The organism is Victivallis lenta, assembly GCF_009695545.1.
GTDB classification, from domain to species: Bacteria; Verrucomicrobiota; Lentisphaeria; order Victivallales; family Victivallaceae; genus Victivallis; species Victivallis lenta.
On the sequence record NZ_VUNS01000011.1, the window covers coordinates 113,096 to 137,988 of the forward strand.

Genomic DNA, 24,893 nt, shown 5'->3' on the forward strand with positions numbered 1-24,893 from the left:
CGAATCCCGCACCGCTGCCGGAAGCGTTATTTACCCGCCGGGGATATGCGGTCGAAGCCGCAGAGCGGGCGGAGCACTTCCGGGATGACGACGGTGCCGTCTTCCTGCTGGAAGTTCTCCATGATCGCGATCAGGACGCGGTCGGTGACGGCCGTGGCGCTGATGGTGTGGACATAGTCGCGGGTGTCGCCGTCCTTGTAGCGGATGTTCAGCCGGCGGCTCTGGAACGAGGTCAGGTTTGTATTGCTGGTGACTTCGCGGTAGCCGCCGAAACCGGCGAACCAGGCTTCGATGTCATACTTCTTGTACCCGGGCGCGCCGAGATCGCCGACACAGACGTTGACGACGTGGTACGGGATGCCGAGCTGCTGGAGGATATACTCCTCGTTGGCCAGGCACATCTCATGGTATTTCACCGAATCCTCCGGCTTGCAGAAGACGATCTGCTCGACCTTGTGGAACTGGTGGACGCGGAAGATGCCGCGCGACGCCTTGCCGTAGCTGCCGGCTTCGGTGCGGAAGCAGGGCGTGAAAGCCGTGTAGCAGAGCGGCAGCGAGGCGCCGTCGAGCACGTCGTCGGCATGGTAGCCGACCAGGGTCTGCTCGGAGGTGCCGATGAGCGCGAGGTCTTCGCCTTCGAGGTTGTAGGTCTGGTCTGCGAAAAACGGCAGGTAGCCGGTGCCGAAGAGCGTGCGTTCCTTGGCGACGCACGGGGTCATGAACATCGTGAAGCCGCGTTCGACGAGGACGCGCTGGACCCAGAAGTAGAGAGCCTGCGCGAGCATGGCGCCCTTGCCCTTCCAATAGTAGAAGCCGGCGCCGGCGACTTTCGTGCCGCGCGGGATGTCGAGGATGCCGAGCAGCTCCCCGAGCTCCTGATGGTCGCGCACCTTGAAGTCGAAGGTCGGGATCGTGCCCTCTTTGCGGAGTTCGACGTTGCCCGAGTCGTCGAGCCCGTCCGGCACGTCCGGAGCGAGCATGTTCGGCATGCGGATGACGACCTGATGGATCTTGTTCTGGATTCTGGCAAGCATCTCCTCCTTCGAGCTGAGGACCTCCTTGAGCTGCTTGACCTTGTCGCGGGCGGACGGGTCCTTGGCGCACTCCTTGCTGAGCCGGTTGCGTTCGGCGCGGAGCGCCTCGGCTTCCTGCGAAAGCTGCCGCGAGTCGGCGTCGAGTTTCAGGAGTCCTTCCAGGTCGATCGGGAAACCGCGCCGGACGCAGTTCGCCTTGACTTCCTCCGCATGTTCACGGATAAATTTGATGTCGATCATTTTCTCAAATCCTTACAGATTATTCAGAACTGCGGCATCGGGAAAGCCGCCATGAACTCTTTTACTTCGTTGCCGAGGCTGCGGAGCGCCGCTTCGTCCTCGCGCAGTTCGACGCCGCGTTCGATGAAGTCGGCGACGCGCACCATTTCGGCCTCTTTGAGCCCGCGGGTCGTGATCGCCGGGGTGCCGACGCGGATGCCGCTCGTGACGAACGGCTTTTCGGGATCGAACGGAATCATGTTCTTGTTGCAGGTGATGCGGGCGAGGTCGAGCGCGTTCGCAACGGCCTTGCCGGTCGCCTGCTTCGGACGCAGGTCGATCAGCATCAGGTGGTTGTCTGTGCCGCCGGAGACGATGCGGAACCCGCGCTTCGCGAGCTCGTCCGCCAGTTTCGCGGCGTTCAGTCTGACCTGGTGCTGGTAGGCCTTGAAAGCCGGGGTCAGCGCTTCGCCGAAGCAGATCGCCTTGCCTGCGATCACGTGTTCGAGCGGGCCGCCCTGCATGCCCGGGAAAACCTTGGAATTGATGGATTTGATATACTCCTCCCGGCAGAGGATCAGCCCGCCGCGCGGCCCGCGCAGCGTCTTGTGGGTCGTGGTGGTCACGACGTCGCAGTACGGCACCGGGTTCGGGTGTTCTCCGGCCGCGACGAGGCCCGCGATGTGGGCCATGTCGACGAAGAGCTTCGCGCCGACCTTGTCCGCGATGGCGCGCAGCCGGGCGAAATCGATGACGCGCGGGTAGGCGGAGGCGCCGGCCAGAATCATCTTCGGCTTGTTCTCGACGGCGAGGCGTTCGACTTCATCGTAGTCGATGAGCTCGGTCTCGCGGTTCACGCCGTACGGGACAATGTTGTAGAGCATGCCGGAGAAGTTCAGCGGGTGGCCGTGGGTCAGGTGGCCGCCGTGATCGAGACTCATGGCCAGCACGGTGTCGCCCGGATTGACGAGCGCCATGTAGACCGCCTGATTCGCGCTCGACCCGGAGTGGGGCTGCACGTTCGCGGCTTCGGCGCCGAAGAGCTTCTTCACGCGCTCGATGGCGAGAGACTCCATTTCGTCGACGAATTCGCAGCCGTTGTAGTAGCGCTTGCCGGGGTAGCCTTCGGCGTATTTGTTGGTCAGCACGGAGCCCTGGGCGGCGCGGACGGCGCAGGAGGCGAAGTTCTCGCTGGCGATGAGTTCGATGCCGTCTGCCTGGCGTTCGGCCTCCCGGTCGATGATTTTCGCGACTTCGGGATCGGCATGGCGCACGGCGGCGATGTCATCGTAGGTCTGCGTTTCGATTTTCGAGAGGCGGCGGATGTGGCGCTCGTCGCCGCTGAACGGCGTGTCGAGCCACGCTTCGACGACCTTCTTCATCGCGTCGAAATCGAGCACGTCGCCGGGCAGGACGAGGACGTTCGAGCAGTTGTGCAGCCGGCTCTTCTTCGCAAGCCCGGCGTCGCCGGCGCACACGGCGCGGACGCCGTGGAAACGGTTGGCGAGAATCCCCATCCCGACGCCGGAACGGCAGATCAGCATGGCGACGTCGGCTTCGCCGCGGGCGACCGCCCGGACCGCCGGGACGCCGAAATCCGGGTAGTCGTCGCCGTCGTCATACGTGAAGGGGCCGCAGTCGAGGACCGTGCAGCCTTTTTCCTCGAGAAACGCGGCGAGTTCCGGTTTCTGCCTGTAACCGCCGTGATCGGTTCCGATCGCGACCCTGAGATTCTTTCCGTACCAGTCGGTGATTTCCATCATGATGTCTGCTCCTTAAAGAAATATAGAATGATGCAATCGATTATGCTTTATCTCCTGAAACCGCGCGGAACAGGGCGTCGAGCGCGGGCTTCATCGCTTCGAAGACCCGGGTGTAATGCCCGACGCTGCCGCCGAACGGGTCCGGCACGTCGCCGTCGGCCAGAAGCCGGATTTTACCGGCTGCGGACGGGGCGATTTCGACCATCGCCTGCCGATGGGATTCGGTCATGGCGACGAGAAGGTCGTATTCGCGGGCGAGCTCCGGCGTGAAACGGGCGGAACGGAAGCCGGAGGAGTCGATGCTGTATTCCGCCATGACCGCGGCGGCCTGCCGGGAGATCGGAGAACCGTCCCAGGCGAAAATTCCGGCCGAACCGGCCTCGAGGTCGTCGCGCCCGGCCTGCCGGCAGAGGGCGTTGAAATAGAGGTCCGCCATCGGGCTGCGGCAGCTGTTGCCGGTGCAAACAAATAAAATCCGCATATCGACCTCCTTGTTCAGAAAGCGGTAATATACACCCATCTCCCCTGTATTGAAAGTCTTTCCACGGGCAATCTTCAAAAAAAGCCCGATGCTCAGGTCAGGCTGATCCGTTCGACACGGCCGGGAGGGGCTCCGAGAAAGCGGGTCGCATGGCGGTGGAACTCTCCCGGCAGGTCGGTCACGAAGCAGCCGAACGAAGGGGTGTTGTCCGGCCGCGCGGCCATTTTTTGCTCCTCGAGGAAGCGCGCGGTATAGGCGGCGCAGGCAGTCGCGCTGTCGAGAATCCTGACTTTGCCGGAGAAATAGTCCGCGAGCGCCGCCGCGAAGAGCGGATAGTGCGTGCAGCCGAGCAGCAGCGCATCGGGCGGATCGTCCCTGAGCCTGCCGAGATAGGTGTCGAACACTTCGCGGGCGATGACGCCGCCGGTGATCCCCTCTTCGGCCAGCGGCACGAGCAGCGGACAGGCGATGCTTTCGACCCGGATCGAGCGGTCGACGGCATGGATGCCCCGCCGGTATGCGTCGCTGTTGATCGTCGCGCGCGTTCCGATGACCGCGACGCGCTCGGCGCCGGAGTCGATGACCGCGCGGACGCCGGAGTCGATCATGCCGAGGATGATTTCATCCGGATAGTCGCGTTTCAGGCTGTCGAGGGCGACCGCCGACACCGTGTTGCAGGCGGCCACGATCAGCTTCACGCCGCGCGACAGCATGAATTCGACGTCCTGGTGCGCGAAGCGGATGATCGAATCGACCGATTTGTCCCCGTACGGCACGCGCGCCGTGTCTCCGAGATAGGCGACCGCTTCGCCCGGAAGCGTGCGGCGCAGCGCGGCCGCGACGGTGAGCCCGCCGAGGCCGGAGTCGAAAATGCCGATGGGCCGGTTGTCGAATGGTTTCATGAACTGTTTCCCCCGTCCGGCTAATATATCGCGTAAAATCCGGCATTGCAAGGGGGAGTCCGCTTGAAAGCGGGCGGAAAGATCGGTATATTGAAAAAGCGGCGAAATTAAAATAAAGCAAGAGCAGGACAAGTAAAAGAAACCGGCTCCGGCATTTGCCGCTATATTATTTCGTATACCGGCCGCTTGAAACGGTGAATCACGGTGAAAATCCGTGGCTGTCGCGCAACCGTAAAAGCCGGACCCCGTGGCGGCCGGTCGAGTGGACAATTGTGCGCGCAACACAAAGGACTGAAAAATGCAAGCTTTCCGCCGGTTCCTCCGTCTCCGAACGTTCACCCTCATCGAGCTCCTCGTCGTCATCGCGATCATCGCGATTCTCGCGTCGATGCTGCTGCCCGCGCTGAACCAGGCGCGCGAGAAGGCCAGGACGACCACCTGCCTCGGCAACCTGCGCCAGATCGGCGCCGCGAACCAGATGTATGCGAACGACAACGACGACATGTTCGTGATCTACTGCAGCAGCGCGACCGCGACGAATGCGAAGAACGCCGATTACTGGCTCGGATATCTCGGCGCGAAGAATTACGACCTGACGAAGAGCAATCTGCTCGGCCGTTATTACGGCGGTTCGCCCCGGGTCATGGTCTGCCCCGGCGTGATGCTGAAGAGCAAGCAGGGCAACAACGGCAGCGGAGACGAGCTGACCGGCGATCTGACCGACCTGGCCGGGGGCGGCGGTTACGGTTACAACGGCAACTGGCTCGGGCAGTATATTCTGGACGGCGTCCGCTACAGTTTCAAGCGGAGCCGCATGAAGCAGACCTCGAACACGGTCGCTTTTGCGGACTGCGCCCGTTCGAAGATGGGCAGCACGATGTACAATCCGGTACGGGTGACCCCGCTTCTGTACTGCAAGATGAAGCCGAATGGCGACGAGTACGAGGCCGAATCGAGCGGGACGACCCACTTCCGCCACGGCAAGATGGCGAATGTCTCCTGGGTCGACGGGCATGCGGGCACGGAGCACCCGGGGTCGATCAACGACGACAACGCCGCGCAGGCGGATCTGGTCGGCTACGTCGGCATGCTGAAGCAGGATCTGTACAATCCGATGCGTGACAAGGATGAACTGGAGTAGACGATGAAAAAGCTTCTGATCATCGCCGCGGTTCTGGCGGTTTGCGCCGGAGTCTGGTTCATCTGCTCGCGGGAAAAAGTGCCGGCCGCGGCCGAAACGCAGGCGGCTCCGGCGGCCGAAGCGGAGAGAGCGGCCGCGTTCGTTTCGGAATTCCGGGCTGTCCTGGCCGCGAACGATCTTGTGAAATTGAAGGCGCTCTGCGACAATCCGAAATCGGGGGACCTTGCGGCACAGCTTGAACTGCTGCGCGGCGCCGAATTGCCGGAGAAGCCGGAACGGGTCGAATTCCGCACCGCCCGCAGCGACAGCTGGTCGCTCTGTTACCCGGTTGACGGCGGCATGATTCAAATTGTGCTGCGCCGGGTGGACGACGGTTCATTCCGTTTCAAGAGCGCATACCGGTGAAGGGAAGGGCGGCCATGATGAAGCAGACGGTACTGCGCGGCATGATGGGGTTCCCCTGCCGGGAGCTGCCGGAGCCGCCCCGGGTGTGGGAGGAGGCGCTGGCGGCCGACACCGCCACGCGGCGGACGCTCTATATCCATATTCCATATTGCCGGAGCCGCTGCCCGTTCTGCCCGTTTTATTTCGGCGGCGCGGGAGAAGAGGAGACGGCGGAGTATGTCCGGCTCCTGCGGCTCGAACTTGAGCGGTGGGGAGAACTTGCCGGGCGTTTTCCGGTCAACGCGGTTTACTTCGGAGGCGGTACGCCGAGCGACCTCGGCGCGGAGTCGCTTGTGTCGCTGCTTGACGCGGTGCGGAAGAATTACCGCCTCGCGGCCGACTGCGAGATCACCGTCGAGGGGCGGATTGACGGTTTTGAACCGGAAAAGGCCAGGCGGCTTGCCGCACACGGCGCGAACCGGCTCTCGATCGGAATCCAGACCTTCGACACGGAACTGCGGCGCAGGCTCGGGCGGGTTTCGGACCGCCGCGCGATTCTCGGGCGGCTCGAAGCGCTGGCGGCGATCAATGAATTTTCGCTGGTCATCGATTTGCTCTACGCCCTGCCGGGGCAGACGGCAGCCCGGTGGGAGGCGGATCTTGCGACGCTGCTTGCCGCGACCCGGGTTTCGGGGCTGGACCTCTACCGGCTTAAAGTTTCGGACACCCTGCCGCTTGCGGCGGCGATCCGCGCCGGAAAACTGCCGCCGGTGCCGGACGATGAAACGGCCTATGCGATGCATCTGGCCGGTGTGGAGGCGATGCGTTCGGCCGGGGCTGTGCGGATTTCTCCGGTCCACTTCGCGTTCGAGGCGCGGGAGCGGAATCTGAATAACACGGTTTCGAGCTCGAAACAGGTCTGTCTGCAGTTCGGCATGAAGGCGGTCGGCCGCCTGGCCGGACGCCGCTTTATGCAGCACAGTGAGTTCCGGTCCTACCGTGAGCTGGTTTCCGCCGGGAGGAAGCCGGTGAAGAGCGCCGGGCTGCTGCCGCCGGACTTCGCGGCCTGCGGCGAATTGGCCGGGCAGATCTACCGCCCGATGCGGATTTTTCCGGGCCGGGTGGCGGCCGCCGCTCCGGCCACGGTCCGGGAACGGGTCGAAACTGCCGTCCGGAGCGGGGCGGAACATTGGGCGGAGCGCGGATTCCTGACGGCGGAGCCGGGGGGAGGATTCGCGTTGACCGAACGGGCGAATTTTTCGCATCGGGAGATGGCGTCGGACTTGATGGAACGAATAGCGGAGGCGTATTCATGAGACGGGTTCTGCTGCTGGCTGCGGCGCTGCTGCCGCTCTGCGGTTTGTTTGCCGAAGTGCTTTCGGAGAGTGCCGGGGCGGTCGTGTTCCGCCAGCCGGACGGAAAGGCGGTGACCCTGCGCAAGAAGCCGGAGCGGGTGGTGGCCTGCTACGCCTCTTTCGTTCAGGTCTGGTACGCGGCCGGAGGAAAGGTGGTCGGCATTCCGCTGGTCCGGAGCCGGGAGGCGCTTCCCGAGGCGGCGCGGAAGCTCCCTGTGGTCGGCGGCCTGACCACTCCGAATCCCGAAAAGGTGCTTGCGCTCAAGCCGGACCTTGTGCTGCTGCTCGACAAGTTCGAGAAGCATCGGGCGGTAAGTGAGGTGCTGAACCGGGCCGGCGTCGAAACGGTGCTGCTCGAGTGCGGCAACTACACCGACTTCTCCGGTCTGCTCGACCTCTTCTGCCGTTTGAACGGGACGACCGTTGCCGCGCACCCGGAGGGGAAGCGGATCACGGACGAGGTCGCCGCCGTCTGCCGTGAAGTTTCCGCCCTGCCGCCGCCTTCCGCCGCGATCGTCTTCGCCGCGACCCACGGGTTCAAGCTCGAGGGCGACGAATCGAATACCGGAACCATGCTGAAGATGCTCGGCGCCGGAAACATCGCTTCCGGCATCCGGGGTGTCCGGGCCGGATTCAGCTTCGAGCGGCTGCTGGTCGAGAATCCGGATGTGATTCTGGTGGTCACCATGGGCGATGCCGAGGCGCTGAAGGAGAAGTTCCGGCGTGAAATCATGTCGCAGGAGGCGTGGAAGGCGTTGAAGGCCGAGAAGGAGAAGCGGGTCCACTTTCTGCCCGCCGACCTGTTTCTGTATCAGCCCGGCACGCGCTATCCGGAGGCGTTCCGTTATCTGGCGAAGCTGCTTTATCCGGGATGGGAGGATAAATGACGCGCGTTTTTTCTTCTCTCCGCACGACTGCCGGCCGCTTTGCGGTGAACTTCGCGCTGCTGGCGCTGCTGGCGCTCGTCATGCTGGTCAGCATGCGCTTCGGTTCGCTGAAACTGACTTTCGCGGAGATCGTCGGGACGCTCTGGAACCGGCCGGACGGAATCAACGGCCAGATCATCTTCAATATCCGGCTGCCGCGCATCCTGCTCGGCGCGCTGGTCGGCGGCAGCCTTGCCGCGGCCGGCACGATTCTGCAGGGGGTCATGCGCAATCCGCTCGCGTCGCCCGGGATCATCGGCGTTTCGGCCGGCGGCGGACTCGGCGGTATTCTGGTCATGCTCGTGCTGCCGCAGTTCGGTTATCTGCTGGTTCCCGCCGCGTTCGGCGGGGCGCTGGTCACGGCGGTACTCGTCTATCTGCTGGCCTGGAAGCGCGGCGTGAACCCGGTGCGGCTGATTCTGGCCGGCGTGGCGGTATCGGCCATGCTCGGCGCGTTCAGCAGCACGATCCTGATTCTGAACGCCGAGAAGGCGGGCGGCGTGCTCGATTTCACGATCGGTTCGCTTTCGGCCCGGAGCTGGCCGCAGATCGAACAGGTCGCGCCGTATATGGCGGCCGGTTTCGCCGTCGCGCTGATGCTCGGGCAGAAACTCAATATCCTGACCCTCGGCGATGAGGTTGCGACCGGGCTCGGCATGCGGGTCGAGCGGACACGCTTCCTCCTGCTCGCCGTCGCGGCGCTGCTGGCGGCGTCGGCAGTCAGCGTGGCCGGACTGCTCGGCTTCGTCGGGCTCATCGCTCCGCACATCGTCCGGATCGTGATCGGCTCCGACAACCGGTTCCTGATTCCGGCCTCGGCGCTGTTCGGCGGAATCATGGTGGTCGGCTGCGACACGGTCGGCCGCATGGCGATGGACCCTTCCGAACTGCCGGTCGGCGTCATCATGTCGCTGCTCGGGCCGCCCTTCTTTCTCTGGCTGTTGAGGAGGCACAGCTATGAAGCTTGATGTGAAATCCGTTTCAGCCGGCTACGGCGGCAAGCTCGTGCTCGACGGCGTCGACCTGACCGTCCCGGAGGGCGGCATCCTGACGCTGGTCGGCGCGAACGGCAGCGGCAAATCGACGCTGCTGAAGGTCATCGGCCGGCTGCTCGAACCGCGCGCCGGGGAGATCGTGCTGGACGGCAGGGCGATCCGCTCCTACGGCACAACCGAGCTGGCCCGGAAGATGGCGATCCTGCCTCAGCTGCACCATGCTGCGGGGGAGATCACGGTGGGCGAACTGGTCGGTTACGGCCGTTTTCCGCACCGGCGCGGCTTCGGGCAGCTGAGTGCGGATGACCGCGCGGTGGTCGACGAGACGCTGAAGCTGACCCGGCTCGAGCCGTTCCGCAACCGTCCGGTCGGCACGCTGTCGGGCGGAGAGCGCCAGCGGGCGTGGATCGCCATGACGCTTGCGCAGCAGCCTCGGTTCCTGCTGCTCGACGAGCCGACGACGTTTCTCGACGTGCGCTGTCAGTTCGACATCATCGAACTGGTCTGCGACCTGAACCGGCGGCTCGGCATTACGGTGCTGATGGTGCTGCACGACCTGAATCTCGCGGCGCGCTGTTCGGATATTCTGGTTACGCTGAAGGAGCGGAAGATCCGTCACATCGGAACTCCGGCGGAGATCCTGCGGCCGGAAATCCTGCGGGATATTTTCGGCATCGAAGCGGAAATCAGCACCGGAACGGACGGCATCCCCTACTGCATTCCGACCGGAAGCGTAAAGGAGGATCAAAGATGAAATGCCTGGTGGTTTACACGAGCCGGAGCGGCAATACGGAAAAGCTCGCCCGGGCGATTGCGGCGGCGCTGGGGCCGGAGTGCGTTCTTGCGGCGGCCGCCGATGCGCCGCCGCCGGAGAATTTCGATTTCATCGCGCTCGGGTTCGGCGTGTACGGCGGCTGGCCGGACGGCGATCTGCGCAGCTATATGAAACGCTGCCGCCGGAAGAACGTCGGCCTTTTCATGACGCTCGGCGCATGGCCCGATTCGGAACACGCCTTCCTCTGCATGGGGCGCGCCGAGGGACTGCTGGAAAACTGCACGACGCGGGTGAAATTCATCTGCCAGGGCGGTTACACGCCCGAACACCTCGCGCGGATGAAGAGCCGCCCGGCCGATTCCCCTCACGCCTGGGACGCCGGGCGCGAGGCGCGCGTCGCCGAAGCGATGAAGCATCCGGACGAAACGGATCTCCGCATCGCCGCCGACCGTTTCCGGGCCGCCGCGGAGAAGCTGCGGAACGCGCCGCCGCGCCCGGCGAAGCCGCCGAAGCGGGCGCAGGTGCTCGCCGTGTTCGGCAGCACCGTGCCGGGGGCCGAAGCCTCCTATCGCGCGATCGAAGACGCGATGCGCGAACGGCACCCGGAGCTGCCGCTCTTCCGGGCCTGCACCTCGTACGCGGTCCGTTCGAAGTGCGCCGCCGCCGCGCCGTCGCTGTCGGGCGTATTGATGCGCCTGGTGCGCGAAGGGTATGCGGCCGCGAATCTCGTCGTCGGCTTTTTGTCGGCGGGGGAGGAATATCACAAGGTCCGGAGCGAGGCTGCGGCGTTCGGCCCGCAATTGGAGCTCTGCGTCACACGGCCGCCGCTGTCGGACCGGGCCGGACTGCGGCGCTTTCTCGGTGCGGTGCTCGCGGGGCTGCCGGAGCGCGCGCCGGACGAATGTGTGCTCTTCATGGGCCACGGCCACGCCGGCGGCCGTTCGGATTTTCAGTACATGGCGGCCGCGTCGGAACTTGCCGGGCTCGACCCGGCGCTGCATCTGGCCTGCGTCGAGGGGGAGCCCTCCTTCGACCCGGTGCTGCCGGAACTCCGGGGGAAACGGGTCCGCCTGGTCCCGTTCATGCTCGTCGCGGGCGACCATGCGCTGAACGATATGGCGGGCGACGGGCCGGAGTCGTGGAAAAGCCGCCTCGAAGCGGCCGGATATGAAACGGAATGCGTTCTGCACGGTCTCGGGGAGAATCCGGCCGTCGCGCGCTACTTTGCGGAGCTGGTATGAAAAAAGGAATGTTTTACGGTGTCGGGCTCGGTCCCGGCGACCCGGAGCTCGTCACTTTGAAGGCGCTCCGCGTGCTGCAGGGGGTCGGCCGGATTTACGCCGTCGCCTCGCGCCAGTCGGACAGGAGCGTCTCGGGGGCGGTCATCGCGGCGCTGCCCGGCATCACGGCGGAGCTCGTCGAGCTTGAATTCACGATGTCCACCGACTGGGGCGAACGGCTTGCCCGGATCGACGCGCATGCGTCCGCGATCCATGCCGAACTCGCATGCGGCGCCGACTGCGCCTTCGTCTCGATCGGAGACCCGATGACTTACAGCACCTGCTCCTATCTGCTGCGGAGCCTCCGCCGGCTCGACCCCGGCCTCGCGTTCGAAATCGTGCCCGGCGTGAACTCCTGGAGCGCGCTCGCCGCAAAGTGCGGTGAACCGCTCTGCGAGGATCGCGAAATCCTGCGCATCGTGCCGAGCTACTCGATCGCGGAGGGAGAAGCGCCGGAACTGCCGGAGTGCAGCACGACCGTGCTGCTCAAGACCTACCGGACGCGGAACCGGCTGCTCGAAGCATTGCCGCCGGAGGCCCGGGTGCTCTACGGAGCGAACCTCGGGCTGGACAACGAAACGTACAGCTCCCGGCGGGATGAGATCGACGCTCTGCCGGAGGCGTATCTGTCGATGCTCGCGGTAAAGAAGTGAAGAAGCGCGCCGGCATCATCCTCTCAGTTGCTGCGACGGCGGGCGCCGTGGCATGCACGCCGCCGGCAGAGCTGCCGCGCGCGTTCCTGTCGCTGGGCGGCATCATTGCGATGGTGCTGGCGATCTGCGTTGCGGCCGGGGTGCTTGAATACCGCTGCTGGCTGCACCGGATTGCGGTGCTGGTCCGGCCGCTCATGCGTTTTTCGCGGCTGCCGGAGCCGTGCGCGCTCGCCTTCGTCGCCTCCTTCGCCTCCGGCAACGTCGCGGCGCTGATGCTGGCCGACAGCCGGAAGGAAGGGGCCATCGACCGCCGGGAAATGATTCTCGGGGCGCTCTGCAACTCGGTTCCGTCGGCTTTCATGTTCACCTGCTATCTGGCGCTTCCGGTCATCGGCATTCTCGGGCGGGCCGGAGTGCTTTACTTTGCGGTATCGTTCGCGATCATGGCGGCGGCGCTGTCGGTTTTTCTCGTCCTCTCCCGCCGGCTGGCGCGCGGGAGGGTGCCCGCGGGAGGCGTCGCGGCTGCCGCTCCGCCGCTCGCGTGGAGCGAGGTCCGGCGCAAGGTGCGGCGCCGGGCCTGGAGCTTTCTCGTCCGGCTGCTGCTGCTGACCGTGCCGTTCTACCTGTGGACCTCGTGTGCGATCCGGCACGGCTGGCTGAATTTCACGGCGCCGAAAAACTTCGAGGCGTTCCTGTCGCCCGCCGCGCTGACCGTGATCGGTTCGCGCGTCGGCGGGCTGCTCGCCTCGTCCGGCACCGCTGCTGAATTGCTGAAACAACAGCAAATTACCGTAATTCAGCTTGTAATTGCGCTTCTGGTCGGCAATATTTTAAACGGGTTTACGCGCCTGGTCCGCCGCGGTCTGCCGGTTTCGATGGGAATCTATCCGCGCTGTGACGGCGCGGTGATCGCGGTGGCCGGCGTCGGCACGCGGATGGTGCTGACTGCGGCGGCGGTCGTGATTTTATGGAGATTGCAGTGATGATCGAACATGGCGGAAACCTTGCGAAACTGGCGGAACTGGCCGGGTGCGAACCCGGGGAAATTCTCGACTTCAGCGTGAATTTGAATCCGCTCGGGCCTCCGCCCGGCGTTTTCGAACCCTGCTTCCGCAGCTTCGACCGGCTCGGGGAATATCCGGAGCCGTATGCGGAGTCGCTGGTTGCGATGCTGGCGGAGCGGTGGCGCCTCCCCGCGGCGCGCATCGTCGCCGGGAACGGGTCGAACCTGCTTTTGAACCTGCTGCCGCCGCTCACCGGCGCGAAGCGGGCGCTGATTGTGACGCCGGGGTATCTCGGGTATGCGGAGGCGTGCCGGAACGGCGGTCTGCCGGTTGTCGAATTCCGGCTGCGGGAGGAGGAGGACTTCATCCTCGATCCGGCGCGGCTCGGCGACGCGGTCGAGCCGGGAGATCTGGTCATTCTCGGCAACCCGGACAATCCGACCGGTTATGCGCTGCCGCGCGCGGAACTCGAGCCGTTCGTCGCGGCTCATCCCGGAGCGCTGTTTCTCATCGACGAGGCGTTCATCGAATTTTACGGCGAGGCGGAGTCGCTGGCGGGCGTCATGCTGCCGAATCTGGTCGTCAGCCGTTCGTTCACGAAAATCTACGCCGTTCCGGGGCTCCGCATGGGGGCGATGAGCGGGCCGGAGGAGCTGATGGCTCGTCTCCGGGCGCGGCAGGGGGAGTGGGTGCTCTCCGCGCCCGCCGTCGAAACGGCGAAGTTCCTGCTGGCGCTGCCCGGCGGATTTCCGGAAGAAACCCGCCGGGAGACGGAGCGGTTGCGCGGCGAACTGGCCGCCGGGCTGGACGGCCTGCCCGGTTTCAAAACTTATCCGTCCTGCGCGAACTATCTGCTGTTCCGGGCGCCCTGCGCCGATCTGCCGGAACGGCTGCTGGCGGAGCACCGCATCGCGCTGCGGAGCTGCGCCGCCTATCCGGGGCTCGGGCCGGAGTTCTGCCGCGTTGCGGTGCGCCCCGCGGAGGAGCGTGAACGGCTGCTGGCGGCCCTGCGGGGGAAGGGGCCGTACCTGCCGAAGAAGCGGAAGACGCCGGCCCTCATGCTGCAGGGAACCTGCTCGAATGCCGGGAAAAGCGTGCTTGCGGCGGCCTTCTGCCGGATTCTGCTTGAAGACGGTTTTTCTGTCGCTCCGTTCAAGGCGCAGAATATGGCGCTCAACTCGTATGTGACGCCGGACGGGGGAGAGATCGGCCGTGCGCAGGCCGTGCAGGCCGAGGCGTGTCGCCTCGACCCCGATGTGCGGATGAATCCGATCCTGCTCAAGCCGGACAGCGATCTCGGCAGCCAGGTCGTCCTGAACGGCCGCGCGATCGGCAACTTCAAGGTGCGCGAATATTTCCAGCGCAAGCCGGAGCTCTGGGGCGAGGTCGCAAAGGCCTACGATTCGCTCGCCTCCGAACATGACGTGATCGTGCTCGAGGGAGCGGGCAGCCCCGGTGAAATCAACCTCAAAAGCGGCGACCTGGTGAATATGCGCATGGCGCGCCATGCCGGCGCGCGGGTCCTGCTGGCCGGGGATATCGACCGCGGCGGGGTCTACGCTTCGTTCGTCGGCACCTACGCGACGCTTGAGCCGTGGGAGCGCGCGCTGCTCTCCGGCTTTCTGGTCAACAAATTCCGCGGCGACCCGACGCTGCTGGCCGATGCGCATGCATATGTCGAGCGCATGACCGGCCGGCCGGTGCGCGGCGTGATCGACTACCAGCGGGACCTCGGGCTGCCGGAGGAGGATTCGGTCAGCTTCTCGTTCGTCCGCCCGGCGGAGAAGGAGGCGAAGACGCTTGACATCGTGCTGATCCGGCTCGGGTACATCGCGAACTTCACGGATTTCACGCCGTTCGAGATCGAGCCGGATGTGACGCTGCGCAAGGTTTCGTCGCCGGCCGATTTCGGCGCGCCGGATGCAGTGATCCTGCCCGGCAGCAAGAGCGTCGCGGCCGACCTCGCGCGGTTGCGGGAGAGCGGGCTTGCCGCGAAGGTGGCCGAAGCGGCGGAGAGCGGCGTTGCGGTCGCCGGCATCTGCGGCGGGCTCCAGCTGCTCGGAGAGCGTTTGCTTGACCCGGACGGGATCGAATCCGCCGAGCGCGAGGTGCGGTGCCTCGGCCTTCTGCCGCTCGAGACAGTCATGCGCCGAAGGAAGACCCTGCGGAGGACGCGCGGATTCCGGCCGGACGGCACGGAAATTTCAGGTTACGAAATTCATCACGGCGAAACGGTGCCGACCGGGCCCGGACTCGGAATCATGCGCGATACGGAGGGGCGCATGATCGGTTTCGAACGCGGCGGCCTCTTTGCGAGTTATCTGCACGGCATTTTCGATGACGACCGTTTCCGGCGGCTCTGGCTCGACGGCCTGCGGCGGAAGAAGGGATGGGCGCCGAAGGGAGGCGTTACGGCCTCGTACGGCGTGGAGGAGGCTTTGAACCGGCTGGCGGCGCATGTCCGCAGCCGTGTCGATATCGACGGATTGTACAGAGAGTTGGGGGTGCGCTGAATGCTGAAGGAAGAGGACAGGACGAAGGGGCTGCTGCTGAACCTGACCGGCGACGGAAAGGGAAAGAGTTCGAGCGCCTTCGGGATCGCGGTTCGTGCGCTCGGCTGGGAGTGGCGCGTGGCCGTGCTGCAGTTCATCAAGGGGGGACGGCCGACCGGGGAACGCAACTTTTTCCGGAAATATGTTCCGGGGATGATGTTCGAGAGCTGCGGGCTCGGGCTCACGAAGGGGCCCGGCGACCACGCTTCCGCCGCCGCAGCCGGCTGGGAGCGGGCGAAGGAGCTGCTGCGCGGCTTCGACGGCGAACTTCTGATTCTCGACGAATTGAATATCGCAGTCCGCCACGGTTATCTCGATGCGGCGGAGGTCGCGGCCGCCCTGTCCGGACGGCGGGCCGGGCTCAATGTGATCGTGACCGGGCGCGGTGCCGCGCCGGAACTGCTGGAGATTGCGGACCTCGTATCCGAAATCCGTGCGGTCAGGCATCCGTTCCTGAACGGGGAACCCGCCAGAAAGGGGCTGGACTACTGATGAATCCTTTTGACTCCATCGTCTGGGACCGCGACGGCGGCGCGATCGAAAGCGAGAGTTTCCGCCGCATCGATGCGGAAGCCGATCCGCGCATGCGCGGCCGTTTTTCCGACGCCGAGTGGCGCGTCGCCCGGCGGCTGGTCCACACGACGGCCGATTTTTCGATCCTGCCGGAGCTCGAATTTTCCGGCGGGGCGGTGGAGGCGGGCCTCGCCGCGCTGCGGCGCGGAGCCCGGATCTACTCCGATTCGAACATGATCAAATCCGGACTCTCGATTCCGAAGCTGAAGCGTTTTTTCCCGGGGTACGAGCGTGAATCGATCCTCTGCCCGGTGGCCGATCCGGAGGTCCGGGAATACGCTGCCGCGCGCGGCATCACCCGCGCGCTCGCGGCGGTCGAACTGCATGCGCCGGAGCTGGAGGGCGCGGTTTTCCTTTGCGGCAACGCGCCGCTGGCGCTGGCCGGCGTGGTCCGGCTCGCGGTCGAACGCGGCGTCGTTCCGGCGCTGATCGTCGGCATGCCGGTCGGCTTTGTGAATGTGGTCGAGTCGAAAAAACTGCTCGATCTGGTCGATATCCCGTTTGTGCGGATCAACGGCCGTCGCGGGGGCAGTCCGCTCGCCGTTGCGGCGCTGCACGGCATGATGGAGGGAGAGCTGCAATGAAGACGGCCGGGGAACTGCGGTCGGGTTTCACGACCGGGAGCGCGATGACGGCGGCGGCCGTCGCCGCCTATCTCGATCTCCGCGACCGGGTCGCGATTCTGCTGCCGGGCGGCGGAACGCTCGACATTCCGATCGCGCGGCGGTGGCCGGACGGCGCCGCGGTCGTCAAGGACGGCGGCGACGACCCGGATGTGACCAGCGGCTGCGAAGTCGCGGTGACGCTTTGTCCGTTCGACGGACCGGAGACGGAGGCCGACCATGTCGAACCGTGCGGCGGCGGAACGCTCGTCGTCCGCGGCGCCGCCGGGGTCGGCCGGGTGACCCGGCCCGGCCTGGCGTTGCCGGTCGGCAAAAGCTCGATCAACGCCGGGCCGCGCCGCATGCTGGCCGAGAACATGGCGCATGCCGGTTTCGGCCGCCGCGAAGGCGAGCGGCTGCTCCTCTCCGTATCGGTCACGGGCGGGGAGGAGATCGCCCGGAAGACCCTGAATCCGTCGCTCGGCATCGAGGGCGGAATTTCGATTCTCGGGCACAGCGGGATCGTCCGCCCGTTCTCGAATGCGGCCTATGCCAGAACGATCGTGCTGCAGCTGCGGAGCATCGCCGCCAACGGCGGCCGCATGGCAGCGCTGACGACCGGCAACCGGACGACCGGGGCGGTCCGGCGCGACTACCCGGAGCTCGTGCCGGAGGGGATCGTGCCGATTGCGGATTTCATCCGCATCGCGGTCCGTGCGGCGGCCGCGGCGAAACTCGAGACGCTGGTGGTCGGCTGCATGGCGGGCAAGCTGTTCAAATATGCGTGCGGGCTCTGGAACACGCACGCGCACCGGAACCGGCTCATGTTGTCGCAGCTGCGCGATTTCGGCATCGGGCTCGACGGCCTGCCGCTGGAGGAGATGGAGACGATGGGGGAACTCGCCTCGCGCCTGACGCCGGAGCGTTACCGCGAAATTCTCGATGCGGTCTACGAACGGGCCCGGCAGGTCCTGCAGGAGTGGGCCGGCGACACCCGGATTGTGCTCGCGCTCTACGACAGCGAAGGGAGGCGGCTTCGATGAATCCGGTATATGTGATCGGCTGCTGCGGCTCCGGTTTCTCCGAAGAGGCGCGGGAGATTCTGCGCGGTGCGGAGCTGGTGTTCGGCGGGAAACGGCTGCTTGCGGCCGCCGCGCCGCTTCTTCCGGAGAAGGCCGAATGCGTTGAACTCGGCGCCGGCCTGGTCGATGCGCTTGAACGGGGACTGGCGGCGCGCGGCCGCCGCCGGACGGCGGTTCTCGCCTCGGGCGACCCGCTCTGCTGCGGCATCGGCGGCACGCTGCGGCGGATTGCGCCGGGAGCGGAACTTCGTTTTCTGCCGTCTCCGACGGCGTTTCAGCTTTTCTTTGCGCGGCTCGGGGAGCCGTGGGAGCGGGCCCGGTTCTTTTCGCTGCACGGCGATGCGGCTTCGCTGCCGTTCCGCGCGCTGCTGCGTTCGCCGCTGGCCGTGGTGTACGGCGATGCGAAGCGGAGCGCCCGCGCGATTGCGGCGGAGCTTGTTGAACGTTTTCCCGCCGCCGCCGGCCGGCGCGCCGCGGCCGGCTGCAATCTCGGGCTCGACGGTGAATATATCGCTGCCGGGACGCTTGAAAGCGTGGCGGCCGACGCCGCGGCGGAGTGTTCGCTTTCGATGCTTGCGCTGCTGCCGGACCGGACTGCCCCGGTTCCGGAGCTGCCGCTTGGGCTGCCGGACGGCACATACCGGCATTCGAAGAATATGATCACCCACCCGGAGGTGCGTGCGATCGTGCTGGCCAAGCTGCGGCCCGTCCCGGGGGTGCTCTGGGATCTCGGCGCCGGGAGCGGTTCGGTCGGGCTTGAAGCGGCCGGGCTCTGTCCGGAGCTTGAGGTCCACGCCGTCGAGCGGAATCCGGAACGGCTGGCGGAACTCGAAGCCAATTTCAGGCACGAGGGATTGCGGAATCTCCATGCCCATGCCGGAAGCGCGCCCGACCGGATTCCGGAGCTGCCGGAACCGGACCGGGTCTTCGTCGGCGGCGGCGGCCGGGAGCTGCCGGAGATTCTTGCCGCCGCTTTCGCCCGGCTGCGTCCGGGCGGCGTGCTCGTCGCCACGGCCGTGCTGGCCGAGAGTGCTGCGGCGCTGGTGAATGCGCTCGCCCCGTATCGGTGCGAGCTTCTGACCGTCAACATCAGCCGCGGGGAACCCCTCGGCGGCCAGACACTGCTGCGGGCGGAGAACCCGATCACGATCGCGGTCTACCGCAAGCCGGAGAAGGAAACAAGGTTGTCATGAACGGAAAAATCACATTTGTCGGGGCCGGTCCCGGCGCGGTCGACCTGATTACGCTGCGCGGCGCCGCCGCGCTCGACGAGGCGGAGCTGGTCGTCTACGCCGGTTCACTGGTCAATGAGAAACTGCTTGAACGCGCCGCGAAGGCCGAGCTGGTCAACAGTGCGAAGCTCTCTCTGCCGGAGGTCATCGAGATCATGGCGGCGGCCTGCCGGGCCGGGAAGCGGGTCGTGCGGCTGCATACCGGGGACCCGGCGATCTACGGCGCGGTCTCCGAGCAGTTCCGCGAGCTCGACAGGCTCGGCATCCCGTACGAAGTCGTTCCGGGGGTTTCGAGCGCGTTTGCGGCGGCGGCCGAGCTGAAGGTCGAGCTGACCATGCCGGAGCTTTCGCAGAGCGTGATCCTGACCCGCATGGCCGGGCGTACTCCGGTGCCGGAAAAAGAGGCCCTCGAACGCCTCGCGGAACATGGCGCGACGCTCTGCATCTACCTGAGCGCCGGAGATCTGGACGGGCTGGTCGAAAAGCTCGCTTCCGCCGGGCTGCCGCCGGAGACTCCGGCGGCTGTCGTCTACCGCGCGAGCTGGCCGAACCAGAAGATCGTGCGCGGCACGCTGAACGATATCGCAGGCCGGGTCCGGGAGGCCGGCATCAAGCGCCAGGCGATGATCGTGGTCGGCCGTGTGCTCGGCCGCGACGGCGCGCTGTCGAAGCTCTATGACGAGAGCTTTTCGACCGGATTCCGCGCGGCACGGAAGAGCGACGGTTTTCGCGGCCGCACCGCGATTTTCGCGCTGACCGCCGCCGCCGCGCACAAAGCGGCCGAGATCGCGGCCGGGCTGGACGAGGCGATGGTGATCCTGCCCGAAAAGCATGCCGGCGCGGTCCATGCCGCGCGGCTGGTCACCTACCCGGAGGGGGATTTCGCCGGCGCGCTCGGCCGGGCGTGGAATGAGTACGACGGCCTGGTCATGGTCATGGCCGCCGGAATCGTCGTCCGCCATATCGGGACGCTCTGCCGGAGCAAGAGTTCGGACCCGGCCGTGGTGGTCTGCGACGAGGCCGGGAACTACGCGGTCAGCTTGCTTTCGGGGCACCTCGGCGGCGCGAACCGGCTTGCGGCCGACGTGGCGCGCATCACAGGCGGCCGGCCGGTCGTCACGACGGCGACCGACGTGCAGGGGGTCATGGCGTTCGACGAGCTCGCCGCGCGGCGCGGCTACCGTATCGTGACGCCGGGAACGCTGAAGCGGGCCGCTTCGGCGCTGCTCGACGGTGTTCCGCTCGAGCTTGAGATGCCGGGCGCGCTCTACGAGGAGTTCTACGCCGGGAATCCGCGTTTTCATCTCGCGGCCGATACGCCGGACATCACGGTGAAGCTGCCGGGAGGCGGCGTGTTCCGCATGGTCCGGCGGAGGTATGCGCTCGGCGTCGGCTGCCGCCGGAATGTTCCGGCGGAGCGGATCGAAGCGGCCGTTTCGGCTCTTCTGGCCCGCTATGGCATCGACTGGGAGCAGCTCGTTTCGATCGGCACGGCGGAGCTGAAGCGGGAGGAAGCCGGGCTGCTCGCCTTTGCGGCGGAGCATGGCCGGGAGCTCCGGTTCTTCGGTGCGGATGAGTTGAATGCGGTCGAGGTTCCGAACCCGTCCCGCATGGCGGAGGAGCATGTCGGCATCCGGTCGGTTTCCGAAGCGGCGGCGCTGCTGGCCGCCGGGCCGGGTGCGGTTCTGGTGGCGGAAAAGGCCGCGGCGGAGTGTGTGACCGCGGCGATTGCGGAGGTGAAGGCGGATGAGTAAAGTATTTGCGGTCGGCATCGGGCCCGGCAGCCCGGAGCTGCTGACTTTTCAGGCCCGGCGGGTGCTCGAACAGTGTACGGCGGTGGCCGGTTACCGGCTCTACCTCGATCAGATCCGGGAGCTGCTCGACGGGAAGAGGCTGATTCCGGGGGCGATGCGGCAGGAGATCGCGCGCTGCCGCGAGGCGCTCGAAGCCGCGCTGGCCGGAGAGACGGTCGCGGTGGTCTCCTCCGGCGACGCCGGGGTCTACGGCATGGCCGGACTGCTGCTCGAACTGACCGAACTCGAACGCTATCGTTCCGTCGAGATCGAGGTGGTCCCCGGCATCACGGCGGCGCTGGCGGCGGCGGCGCTGATCGGGGCGCCGTTCATGAACGACTTCGCGGTGTTGAGCTTGTCGGATCTCATGACGCCGAAAGAGCTGATTCAAAAGCGGCTCTATGCGGTCGCCTCCTGCGATATGCCGGCGGCGCTCTACAACCCGCGCAGCACCAGGCGCCATGAACTCCTCGAAGAGGCGGTCTCCGTTTTCCGCGACGCCGGCGGGGATCTGCCCTGCGCGCTGATTCATGACGCCTGCCGCGATAAGCAGCGAATCGAGCTGACCACGCTCGGAACGTTTCCGTTTGAACATGTCTGGATGACCACGATCGTCATCATCGGCAACTCCGCAACCATCGTCCGGGACGGCCGTTTCTACTGCCGCCGCGGTTACCGGGAGAAACATGAGTTCGAAGCGTAGCATGTCGCGTTTCCTGATCGCGGGGACCAATTCCGGCAGCGGAAAAACCACGCTGACGCTCGGTATCCTGCGTGCGTTCGGCGCGCGCGGCCTTACGGTTGCGCCGTTCAAATGCGGGCCGGATTACATCGACCCGCTGTTTCACCGGCAGGCTGCGAAACGGACCTCGGTCAATCTCGACGGATTCCTGGCCGGTGCGGAAGGGGTCCGCAGCAGCTTCGCACGTCATGCGGCCGGTGCGGATGCCGCCGTGGTCGAGGGGGTCATGGGGCTCTTCGACGGGAATGCGGCGGCCGCGCTCGAAGGCAGCAGCGCGGAGATCGCCGCGCTGCTCGAACTGCCGGTCATCCTCGTCGTCAACGCGCGCGGCATGGCCGGGTCGATTGCGCCGCTTGTACGCGGTTTTGCCGGATGGCATCCGGCCGTCCGGATCGCGGGGGTGATCGCGAACAACGTCGGCTCCGCGCGGCATACGGAACTGCTGCGCGGTTCGCTCGCGGCGGCCGGGCTGCCGCCGTTGCTCGGCGGCGTGCCGCGCGACGAACGGCTGACTTTGCCGGAGCGCCACCTCGGCCTCGCCACCGGTACGCTCGAAGCGTCATGGCTCGACCTGCTCGGCGATACGGTCGGGGGAGCCGTCGACCTTGACCGGCTTCTTGAGCTGACCCGCGAACCGCTGCCGGAGTCCGGGCCGTGCCGGCGCGAACCGCTGCCGGAGTCCGGGCCGTGCCGGCGCGAACCGCTGCCGGAGCCGGAGCTGCGCCTCGGCGTGGCCTGCGACGAAGCTTTCAATTTCCACTATCGCGAGAACTTCGATCTTCTGCTGCAGCTCGGCGTCGAGCCGGTCGGCTTTTCGCCGCTGCGCCAGCCGGAGCTGCCCGGCGACCTCGACGGACTCTGGTTCGGCGGCGGTTTCCCGGAGCTCTATGCGCAGGAGCTTGCGGCGAATGCGGCCATGCTCGATTCGATCCGGAGTTTCGCCGCGTCAGGCCGTCCGGTCTACGGCGAATGCGGCGGCTACCTCTATTTGCTCGAGGCGCTGACCGGTTTTGACGGTGTCCGTCATCCGCTGCTCGGTCTGCTGCCGGGCGAGGCGGTCATGCGCGACAGGCTCGCTTCGCTCGGTTACCGCGAGGTCGAAACCGTTTCCGATACCGTGTTCGGTCCGGCCGGGACCCGGCTGCGCGGCCACGAGTTCCACTATTCGGCGCTGGTGGCGGAGCCGGGCGGGAAACCGTTGTTTGCCGCGAAGGATCTGCGCGGGAACGTGCGTCCGGCAGGTTCGGCGCGCGGAAACGTCTGCGGCAGCTATATCCATCTGTATTTCGGGTCGAACCCGGCCGCCGCGGCGGCGTTTGCGGAGGGCATGAGGCGATGACGATGCTGTTTGCCGTGATTGTGCTCGCGTTTGTGCTTGATGCGCTGCTGGGAGATCCGCACGGGCGGTTTCACCCGGTTGCATTGTTCGGTTCCGCCGCCGCAGAGGTCGAGCGTTTCTGCCGGGCTTCGGCCGGGGACGGCGTCGGTTCCGGTCTGATCGGCTGGCTGCTGATGACCGGCAGCACGGCGGCGGGCGCCTGGGCGCTCGTGCGATTGCTGCTGGCGGTTCATCCGTGTGCGGGGCTGTTTGCCGCCGCCGGAATCGTCTATCTGACCATCGCGCTCCGCAGCCTCGTTTCGCATGCCGAAGCGATCCGCCGCCCGCTTTTGCGCGGAGAGCCGGCTGCGGCGCGCCGGGCGCTCTCGATGATCGTGAGCCGCGACACCGCGGCGCTCGGGGAGTCGGAGATCGTGCGCGGCGGCATCGAGAGCCTCGGAGAAAACCTGATCGACGCGGTGAACAGCGCGGTATTCTTCGCCGTGCTGGGCTTTCTCTTCGGCGGCCTCCCCGGTGCGGCTGCGGGCGCCGTGTTCCTGCGGGCGGCCAATACGCTCGACGCCTGCTGGGGATATCGAAACGCGCGTTATCTGCATTTCGGCCGGATTGCGGCGCGGGCGGACGACGTGCTGCATTTCGTTCCGGCCCGGCTGACGCTGTTTGCCGTTGCTCTGGGCGCGCTGTTCTGCGGCATGCGTTCCGGCGCGGCGCTCCGGGATGGAATCCGCCACCGGAACGACCACCCGAGCCCGAATTCGTGCTGGGGCATGGCCGCGTTCGCCGGGGCGCTCGGCGTCCGGCTCGGCGGCCCGACCGTCTACGGCGGGGAGGCGGAGGCGTATCCGTACTGGGGAAACGGGCGGGCGGTGCTGAGGCCGAATGATCTGCTTCGGGCGGAACGGCTTGCCGTCGTATCCGCTCTGGTGTTTGCGGCAATTGTCACGGGAGTCGGAGCCTTATGTCTGCAATGAAAATTCTGCTGATCCGGCACGGCGAAGTCGGGGATGCGTACCGGGGGCGGTTCATCGGCATTACCGATCCGCCTCTTTCGGAGTCGGGGCGCGCCGGCTGCCTGGCGCTGCGGGAACGGGTGGCGGCCCTGTCGCCCGCAAGATTTTTCGCAAGTCCGCTGCGGCGCGCGGCCGAGACGCTGGAGCTGGTGATGCCTTCCGGCGCGGAGGCGCGGTTCGACCGCCGCCTCGCCGAGATCGATTTCGGCGAGTGGGAGAATCTGCCGTTCGACGATATTTCACGGAAAGCGTCGCCGGAGGAGCTGCGCATCTGGGCCGAGGAGCCTGAAAAGATGGTGTTTCCGCGCGGCGAGTCGTTCGCAGCGTTTGCCGCGCGGGTCGATGCGTTCGGGCGCGAACTTCTGGCCGATCCGTCCCCGGCCGTCGCGGTCGTGACTCACGGCGGCGTGCTGATGCGGCTGATCTCGGTCTGGAAGAATCTGCCGGTTTCGCGCCAGCACGAGGTGCTGCCGCCGCGCGGATCGCTCACGGTGTTTGAATTTGAAAATGGAGAGCTGCATCATGTCGAATAGAATTGTCCTGGTCACCGGCGGCGCCCGCAGCGGAAAGAGCCGCTTTTCGGAGGGGCTGGTGCTGCAGTCGGAAGGGAATCCGTTTTACATCGCCACCTGCCCGGTCCTCGACGACGAGACGGCCGACCGGGTCCGCCGCCACCGCCTTCGCCGCGAAGCTGCGAACTGGACCACGATTGAAGAGGAGCGCAATCTCGTCGGAGCGGTCCGCCTCGCGGCGGCGGAGGATGCCGGAGCCGTGCTGATCGACTGCCTGACGCTCTGGATCAACAACCTTCTGTTCGAAGACCCGGGACTCTCCGAGGACGGCATGGCGCGGAAGGCGGAAGAGCTTGTCGCCGCGCTGCGTGAGGGGCCGCCGGTCTGTGTTCTCGTCATCAACGAAGTCGGGCTCGGCATCGTGCCGGAGTCGCCGCTCAGCCGTCGTTTCCGCGATCTTTCGGGGAGGTGTGCGCAGATTGTCGCCGCCGCCGCCGATGAAGTTTATTTTACCGTGGCCGGTATTGCAAAAAGGATCAAATGA

General features: G+C 66.2%; 24 protein-coding genes and 1 riboswitch. Of the genes, 20 read left to right on the forward strand and 4 right to left on the reverse strand.

What is annotated here, in order from left to right:
• Positions 1 to 26 precede the first annotated feature (26 nt).
• The 4 genes from serS to murI form a co-directional block, all read right to left on the reverse strand.
• Entirely contained in the window at positions 27 to 1,274 is a 1,248-nt protein-coding gene (gene serS, locus FYJ85_RS11575) for a serine--tRNA ligase (RefSeq protein WP_106054351.1), read from the reverse strand.
• A 23-nt stretch (positions 1,275 to 1,297) separates the two neighbouring features.
• On the reverse strand, positions 1,298 to 3,016 hold the full coding sequence (locus FYJ85_RS11580; protein WP_273307033.1) for a serine hydroxymethyltransferase: 1,719 nt from the start codon (positions 3,014 to 3,016) through the stop codon (positions 1,298 to 1,300).
• 40 nt (positions 3,017 to 3,056) lie between these two features.
• Positions 3,057 to 3,497 (reverse strand): low molecular weight protein arginine phosphatase, encoded by a 441-nt coding sequence (locus tag FYJ85_RS11585; RefSeq protein WP_158704141.1) that lies wholly within the window; start codon positions 3,495 to 3,497, stop codon positions 3,057 to 3,059.
• A gap of 92 nt (positions 3,498 to 3,589) precedes the next feature.
• On the reverse strand, positions 3,590 to 4,399 hold the full coding sequence (gene murI / locus FYJ85_RS11590; RefSeq protein ID WP_154418683.1) for a glutamate racemase: 810 nt from the start codon (positions 4,397 to 4,399) through the stop codon (positions 3,590 to 3,592).
• Between the two features lie 180 nt (positions 4,400 to 4,579).
• Positions 4,580 to 4,655, forward strand: a riboswitch (adenosylcobalamin-variant (AdoCbl-variant) riboswitch).
• Positions 4,656 to 4,697: 42 nt separating this feature from the next.
• On the opposite strand from murI, the gene FYJ85_RS23130 reads away from it, so the two are divergent.
• From FYJ85_RS23130 to cobU, 20 genes are read left to right on the forward strand one after another with little or no spacing between them, the layout of a single operon-like run.
• A complete protein-coding gene (locus tag FYJ85_RS23130) occupies positions 4,698 to 5,540 on the forward strand; it encodes a prepilin-type N-terminal cleavage/methylation domain-containing protein (protein WP_177995096.1) in 843 nt (280 codons plus the stop codon).
• A gap of 3 nt (positions 5,541 to 5,543) precedes the next feature.
• Positions 5,544 to 5,945 carry a hypothetical protein gene (locus FYJ85_RS11600; protein WP_106054354.1) on the forward strand — a complete coding sequence of 134 codons (402 nt, stop codon included), beginning with the start codon at positions 5,544 to 5,546 and terminating at the stop codon, positions 5,943 to 5,945.
• A gap of 14 nt (positions 5,946 to 5,959) precedes the next feature.
• Positions 5,960 to 7,240, forward strand: a complete 1,281-nt coding sequence (locus FYJ85_RS11605) for a radical SAM protein (RefSeq protein WP_154418685.1) — start codon at positions 5,960 to 5,962, stop codon at positions 7,238 to 7,240.
• Complete coding sequence (locus FYJ85_RS11610; RefSeq protein ID WP_154418687.1) at positions 7,237 to 8,166, forward strand: ABC transporter substrate-binding protein; 930 nt, start codon at positions 7,237 to 7,239, stop codon at positions 8,164 to 8,166. The genes FYJ85_RS11605 and FYJ85_RS11610 overlap by 4 nt, the downstream gene beginning before the upstream one ends.
• A complete protein-coding gene (locus FYJ85_RS11615; protein WP_106054357.1) occupies positions 8,163 to 9,173 on the forward strand; it encodes a FecCD family ABC transporter permease in 1,011 nt (336 codons plus the stop codon). The genes FYJ85_RS11610 and FYJ85_RS11615 overlap by 4 nt, the downstream gene beginning before the upstream one ends.
• Positions 9,163 to 9,954: an ABC transporter ATP-binding protein gene (locus FYJ85_RS11620; protein WP_106054358.1), complete on the forward strand. Its 792-nt coding sequence runs from the start codon at positions 9,163 to 9,165 to the stop codon at positions 9,952 to 9,954. Before FYJ85_RS11615 ends, FYJ85_RS11620 begins: the two co-directional genes overlap by 11 nt.
• Complete coding sequence (locus FYJ85_RS11625) at positions 9,951 to 11,216, forward strand: sirohydrochlorin cobaltochelatase (protein ID WP_154418689.1); 1,266 nt, start codon at positions 9,951 to 9,953, stop codon at positions 11,214 to 11,216. The genes FYJ85_RS11620 and FYJ85_RS11625 overlap by 4 nt, the downstream gene beginning before the upstream one ends.
• Positions 11,213 to 11,908: a precorrin-2 C(20)-methyltransferase gene (gene cobI / locus FYJ85_RS11630; RefSeq protein WP_206213128.1), complete on the forward strand. Its 696-nt coding sequence runs from the start codon at positions 11,213 to 11,215 to the stop codon at positions 11,906 to 11,908. The genes FYJ85_RS11625 and cobI overlap by 4 nt, the downstream gene beginning before the upstream one ends.
• Positions 11,905 to 12,891: a nucleoside recognition domain-containing protein gene (locus FYJ85_RS11635; protein ID WP_154418693.1), complete on the forward strand. Its 987-nt coding sequence runs from the start codon at positions 11,905 to 11,907 to the stop codon at positions 12,889 to 12,891. Before cobI ends, FYJ85_RS11635 begins: the two co-directional genes overlap by 4 nt.
• Positions 12,891 to 15,425, forward strand: coding sequence for a cobyric acid synthase (locus FYJ85_RS11640; RefSeq protein ID WP_235903181.1), 2,535 nt, complete (start codon positions 12,891 to 12,893; stop codon positions 15,423 to 15,425). Before FYJ85_RS11635 ends, FYJ85_RS11640 begins: the two co-directional genes overlap by 1 nt.
• Positions 15,426 to 15,956 (forward strand): cob(I)yrinic acid a,c-diamide adenosyltransferase, encoded by a 531-nt coding sequence (locus FYJ85_RS11645; protein ID WP_154418697.1) that lies wholly within the window; start codon positions 15,426 to 15,428, stop codon positions 15,954 to 15,956.
• Positions 15,956 to 16,621 carry a precorrin-8X methylmutase gene (locus FYJ85_RS11650; protein ID WP_106054364.1) on the forward strand — a complete coding sequence of 222 codons (666 nt, stop codon included), beginning with the start codon at positions 15,956 to 15,958 and terminating at the stop codon, positions 16,619 to 16,621. The genes FYJ85_RS11645 and FYJ85_RS11650 overlap by 1 nt, the downstream gene beginning before the upstream one ends.
• Entirely contained in the window at positions 16,618 to 17,682 is a 1,065-nt protein-coding gene (gene cbiD / locus FYJ85_RS11655) for a cobalt-precorrin-5B (C(1))-methyltransferase CbiD (RefSeq protein ID WP_154418699.1), read from the forward strand. The genes FYJ85_RS11650 and cbiD overlap by 4 nt, the downstream gene beginning before the upstream one ends.
• Positions 17,679 to 18,914: a precorrin-6y C5,15-methyltransferase (decarboxylating) subunit CbiE gene (gene cbiE / locus FYJ85_RS11660; RefSeq protein ID WP_106054366.1), complete on the forward strand. Its 1,236-nt coding sequence runs from the start codon at positions 17,679 to 17,681 to the stop codon at positions 18,912 to 18,914. Before cbiD ends, cbiE begins: the two co-directional genes overlap by 4 nt.
• Positions 18,911 to 20,707, forward strand: coding sequence for a precorrin-4 C(11)-methyltransferase (gene cobM, locus FYJ85_RS11665; protein WP_154418701.1), 1,797 nt, complete (start codon positions 18,911 to 18,913; stop codon positions 20,705 to 20,707). The genes cbiE and cobM overlap by 4 nt, the downstream gene beginning before the upstream one ends.
• Positions 20,700 to 21,449 carry a precorrin-3B C(17)-methyltransferase gene (gene cobJ / locus FYJ85_RS11670; RefSeq protein ID WP_106054368.1) on the forward strand — a complete coding sequence of 250 codons (750 nt, stop codon included), beginning with the start codon at positions 20,700 to 20,702 and terminating at the stop codon, positions 21,447 to 21,449. The genes cobM and cobJ overlap by 8 nt, the downstream gene beginning before the upstream one ends.
• Positions 21,433 to 22,827 (forward strand): cobyrinic acid a,c-diamide synthase CobB, encoded by a 1,395-nt coding sequence (locus FYJ85_RS11675; protein WP_206213130.1) that lies wholly within the window; start codon positions 21,433 to 21,435, stop codon positions 22,825 to 22,827. Before cobJ ends, FYJ85_RS11675 begins: the two co-directional genes overlap by 17 nt.
• On the forward strand, positions 22,824 to 23,798 hold the full coding sequence (gene cbiB, locus FYJ85_RS11680; RefSeq protein ID WP_106054370.1) for an adenosylcobinamide-phosphate synthase CbiB: 975 nt from the start codon (positions 22,824 to 22,826) through the stop codon (positions 23,796 to 23,798). Before FYJ85_RS11675 ends, cbiB begins: the two co-directional genes overlap by 4 nt.
• Entirely contained in the window at positions 23,786 to 24,370 is a 585-nt protein-coding gene (locus FYJ85_RS11685; RefSeq protein ID WP_106054371.1) for a histidine phosphatase family protein, read from the forward strand. Before cbiB ends, FYJ85_RS11685 begins: the two co-directional genes overlap by 13 nt.
• Positions 24,360 to 24,893 (forward strand): bifunctional adenosylcobinamide kinase/adenosylcobinamide-phosphate guanylyltransferase, encoded by a 534-nt coding sequence (gene cobU, locus FYJ85_RS11690; protein ID WP_106054372.1) that lies wholly within the window; start codon positions 24,360 to 24,362, stop codon positions 24,891 to 24,893. The genes FYJ85_RS11685 and cobU overlap by 11 nt, the downstream gene beginning before the upstream one ends.